The 4,276-nt window shown below is 64.7% G+C and carries 4 protein-coding genes; 1 reads left to right on the top strand and 3 read right to left on the bottom strand.

Going from position 1 to position 4,276, the window contains the following annotated elements:
- The 3 genes from fabD to KDH09_13060 form a co-directional block, all read right to left on the bottom strand.
- The coding region (fabD, locus tag KDH09_13070) for an ACP S-malonyltransferase (protein ID MCB0220625.1) at window positions 1-838 on the bottom strand (838 nt) is incomplete at its 3' end.
- Between the two features lie 171 nt (window positions 839-1,009).
- Window positions 1,010-1,990 (bottom strand): ketoacyl-ACP synthase III, encoded by a 981-nt coding sequence (locus tag KDH09_13065; GenBank protein ID MCB0220624.1) that lies wholly within the window; start codon window positions 1,988-1,990, stop codon window positions 1,010-1,012.
- 25 nt (window positions 1,991-2,015) lie between these two features.
- Window positions 2,016-2,807, bottom strand: a complete 792-nt coding sequence (locus KDH09_13060) for an SDR family oxidoreductase (protein MCB0220623.1) — start codon at window positions 2,805-2,807, stop codon at window positions 2,016-2,018.
- Window positions 2,808-3,122: 315 nt separating this feature from the next.
- Between KDH09_13060 and KDH09_13055 the strand changes: the two genes are divergently transcribed.
- Window positions 3,123-4,268 carry an alpha/beta fold hydrolase gene (locus KDH09_13055; GenBank protein ID MCB0220622.1) on the top strand — a complete coding sequence of 382 codons (1,146 nt, stop codon included), beginning with the start codon at window positions 3,123-3,125 and terminating at the stop codon, window positions 4,266-4,268.
- Window positions 4,269-4,276: the final 8 nt, after the last annotated feature.

Here is a 4,276-nt window from a genome sequence, read left to right as displayed (position 1 = left end):
GGCCGACCTCGACGAAGCGCTTGGCGCCAAGCTGCTGCAGCTTCATCACGGTATCCACCCAGCGAACCGGGGAGGTCACCTGCTCGTAGAGTTTTTCGCGGATCTCATCGGCGCTGCCGTGGGGGGCGGCATCGACGTTGCGGATGACGGGGATCTTCGATTCGGTGAACGTAGCCTGCGCCAGAACGGGTTTCAGCTCTTCGGCGGCCGGCTGCATGAGCGAGCAATGGAAGGGGGCGCTCACTTCAAGCGGGATCGCCTTGCCGCCTTCGGCAACGGCTGCCTGGCAGGCGCGCTCCACGGCGGCGGCGCTTCCGGCGATGACGATCTGGGTCGGGGCATTGTGATTGGCCGGAGCGACAACTTCATCTCCGGCGCTGGCCTCGCAGATGGCGAGAACCTTCTCAGGCTCCAGGCCCATGATCGCGGCCATCTTGCCCCGGCCCGCCGGAACGGCTTTCTGCATGGCGGTGCCGCGGGCACGCACGATGCGCGCAGCGTCTTCGAGGCTCACGGCCCCGGCCGCGACCAGCGCTGAATACTCGCCCAGCGAGTGACCGGCCATAGCGACGGCCACGGCGCTGGCATCGTAACTCTGGGTGAACACCCGCCACGCGGCGACCGAAGCGGTCAGGATGGCGGGCTGCGCGTTCTCGGTCAGGGTGAGTTCCTCGGCGGGGCCTTCGAAGCAGAGCTTCTCGAGCGAGGTGCCGATGGCCTCGGAAGCGGCCTCGAAGCACTCGCGCGCGACGGGGTGCGCGTCATAGAGATCCTTGCCCATACCGACGACCTGGGCGCCCTGGCCCGGGAACAGAAATGCTGTGGGGAGATTGCTCACGAAAAGATCCGAAGTCCTGCGCCGGAATGCGGCGGGTCAGCTCTCACTTGGAGGCGTTATACGGAAGCTCGGCGGGCACTTCAAGATAGAAAGATTTTGCGCCCTGCGTAGCGGCCTTCGCAGTGTTTTTCCCAGTCATCGCGGGCATTTGAGCCCCCGCGTGCAGGGCTCTCACCACCGAATCAGGGTGGTGCCCCAGGCAAGGCCCGCGCCGAAGGCAGCAAAGAGCAGATAGTCGCCCTCATCGATGAGCCCCTGGCGCGCGCATTCGTCGAGCGCAATGGGGATCGATCCGGCCGAGGTGTTGCCGTATTTCTCGAGGTTGATGAACACGCGCTCAAGCGGAAAGTCGAGCTGGTCGGCCACGGCCGAGACAATTCGCTTGTTGGCCTGGTGGGGAATCAGCCAGCGAATCTGATCCTGACTCACGCCGCTCTCTTCGAGCAGCTCGGTGCAGGCGCTCGCCATGCCGCGGACGGCGCGCCGGAAGATTTCGCGTCCATCCATGTGGATGAAGTTGGTGCGATTGCCGTTCTCATCGACGCCGCTGGGATTGCGGCTTCCGGAGTCGGCGACGTAAAGGGTCTCCCAGGCGCTGCCATCGGTGTAGAGCTTGCTGCCCACGATGCCGCGCTCGCCCTCTTCGGCGCGCAGCACCACGGCGCCCGCGCCGTCCCCGAAGAGGATGCAGGTCCCGCGGTCGGTAAAGTCGCAATATTTTGTGAGCGTATCGACGCCGATCAGAAGGATCGTGTCGGCAGAGCCGGTGAGGTGCTGGCCCCAGGCGGTGTGCGCGCCGTAGACGAAACCCGCGCACGCGGCGCTCAGGTCGAAGGCGTAGGCATTGGCCGCGCCCAGCTCGTGCTGCACCATGGCCGCCGTGCTGGGCATGATCATGTCGGGGGTCACGGTGCTCACCAAGATGGCGTCGATCTCCCCGGGGGAGATTCCGGCCGCCTCGATGGCGCGGCGCGCGGCGTCCACCGCAAAGGTGGCGCTGCTTTCGGAGTCAGCCGAGATGCGCCGCTCCTCGATGCCCGTGCGCGCACGGATCCACTCGTCGTTGGTGTCGAGAGTTTTCTCAAAGTCAGCATTGCGCATGACCTTGGCGGGCACCGCGCTGCCGGTGCCGATGATTCGCAGATGTTTCAAAGGTGTCCTGCCTGTGTGGCCGCTATTAGCCGATGACGTCTTCGCCGCCGTCGACGCCAAGCGTATTGCCGGTGAGCCAGTCGGTGGCCGGATCGACAAGGGCGCCGATGCACTTGGCCACGTCCTGCGGGGTGGTGAGTCGCCCATAGGGGTTGCGCGATTTGGCGATGTTGATCATTTCATCCGAGCCCGGAATCTTGCGAAGGGCCGGGGTGTCGGTGACGCCCGCGCGCACGGCGTTGACGGCAATGGTGCGGGGCGCAAGCTCCAGCGCGAGCTGGCGGCAGTGGCTTTCCAGCGCGGCCTTGGCGGCTGAGACGGCGCCATACTTGGGCCACACGCGCGTGCCACCCGAGCTGGTCATGGCGTAGATGCGCCCGTGCTCGCGCATCAGGTCGCGGGCGATTACGCCCTGCGCCCAATAAATGAGGCTATTGGCCATCACGTCGACGGTCATGTCGAGCTGGGGCTTGCTGATCTGGTCCTGCTTTTCGGGGTTGGCGACATCGACAAGGGGCTTGAGCGTTCCGAATGCGATGGAGTGCAGCATCACGCGGACCTGCTCTCCCGAACCGATGGTCCCCTTGATGGTGTCAAGCACGTCGGCGATCTTCTCGGGATCGGCGGCGTTGACGTTGAAGAACTTCGTCTTCACGCCCTTGTCCTGCATTTCCTTTTCGATGCGCTCGGCATTGGGCAGGGTGGCCTTGCGGTCGAGATGAACGCCGAAGATGTTGAAGCCCTTGCTCGCCAGTTCCAGGCCGATGGCCTCGCCAAAACCGCTGGATGCGCCAAGAATGAGTGCCCAGTCCGCCATGAATTGATTCCTCGTTTCGGGTGATTGCCGCGTGCGGGAAGGCAATCGAGTTTCACGCGCCCTCGAAAGCCCGCGGGCGAGGGTTATCAGACCCTGATGCATGCTGTCCAGACGGAAAGTTTTTTCGCACCGGGTAGGGCGCTGCCGCACCCTCATGCACCGCAACACCCCGGGTGGCCTGCCCTCGCGGTGGAGGAGCAGGGCACGCGCAAAACCCTTCGCACCGGTAATCGGCGTCCACTTGCGCGGCGGGGGAGCAAGGGGCAGAATCGACGCATCATCAGGCAAGCGCGCAAGCAAGCGGGGCAGAACACCATGAGCGACCCGAACACCAGTCTCGTCCAGCGAGAGGAGCGATCTCTCGCAAAGGTCTCGCGTCGCGTGATGCGGCGGATGGCCCATGCACTGGCGGTTGTTCCCGTGCTCGGGCAGGCCATCACGAGCCGCCTGCTGATCCCCCGTCACAGCTTCGATGAGACGCATGTGGTTCCCACTGACGACGGCGCAAATGTGGCGCTTCATCGCTACCTGCCGCGCGGACCCCGTCGGGGCAATCCGATCATCCTGTGTCACGGCATCGCCTGCAACCGCCACTTCTGGGACATCTCTCCCGAACGCAGCTTTGCGCAGGCGCTCGCCAGCGCGGGGCGCGACGTGTGGGTGCTCGAGATGCGCGGCCACGGCCAGTCCCACCGCGTCCCGGCGCTCGAGCCCTGGAAGGCGGTGAAGGTCCGTTGGGATTTCGACCACTACGTCCACCACGACCTGCCCGCGGCCATCAATTTCGTCCGCGATCGCGGCAGCTCGAAGAAGGTCGACTGGATCGGGCACTCCATGGGCGGGATGGTGATCTACGCGCATCTTGGAACGACAGCCGGAGACGATGTGGAGAACCTGATCACCATTGGCTCTCCCACCTTTATCGACAACCGTTTCTGGGCGTGGAAACTCGCGGGCGCGCTTTCGGGCCCGGCGAGCCTCATTCCCCACTTCCCGGTGCGCCTGGGCGCCTGGGCTGCGTCAGGCGCGGTGCTGGCGCTCCATCCCTTTGTTCCCAATCCGATCTACAGCAAGGAAAACATGAGCGCCCGTGACGCGGCGATGCTCTTCCACAACGTGCTCGACGATATCTCAGGCGGCGAGGTTTCGCTGGGAATCCAGTTCATCAAGGAGCGCGGTTTCCGCTCGCGCGATGGAAAGGTGAGCTACGCCGAGCAGCTCAGGACGATCCGCCACCCGGCGCTCCTGCTGGCCGGCTCGCGTGACTTCCTTGTCATGCCCCGCGACGTGCGCGCGGCCTTCGATCGCATCTCCTCCGAGGACAAGACGATGCACATCTTGGGCAAGAAGCAGGGCTACACCCACGACTACGGCCACGCCGACCTGGTACTCGGGCGATTTGTGAAGACCGAAGTGGTGCCCATCGTGCTGGACTGGCTCGAAGAGAGAACCAGAGCTTGAAACCACGG

The sequence above is a fragment of the Chrysiogenia bacterium genome (assembly GCA_020434085.1).
GTDB lineage: Bacteria > JAGRBM01 > JAGRBM01 > JAGRBM01 > JAGRBM01 > JAGRBM01.
The sequence above is the reverse complement of the archived record's forward strand: the minus strand, read 5'-3'. Positions and strand labels throughout refer to the sequence as shown.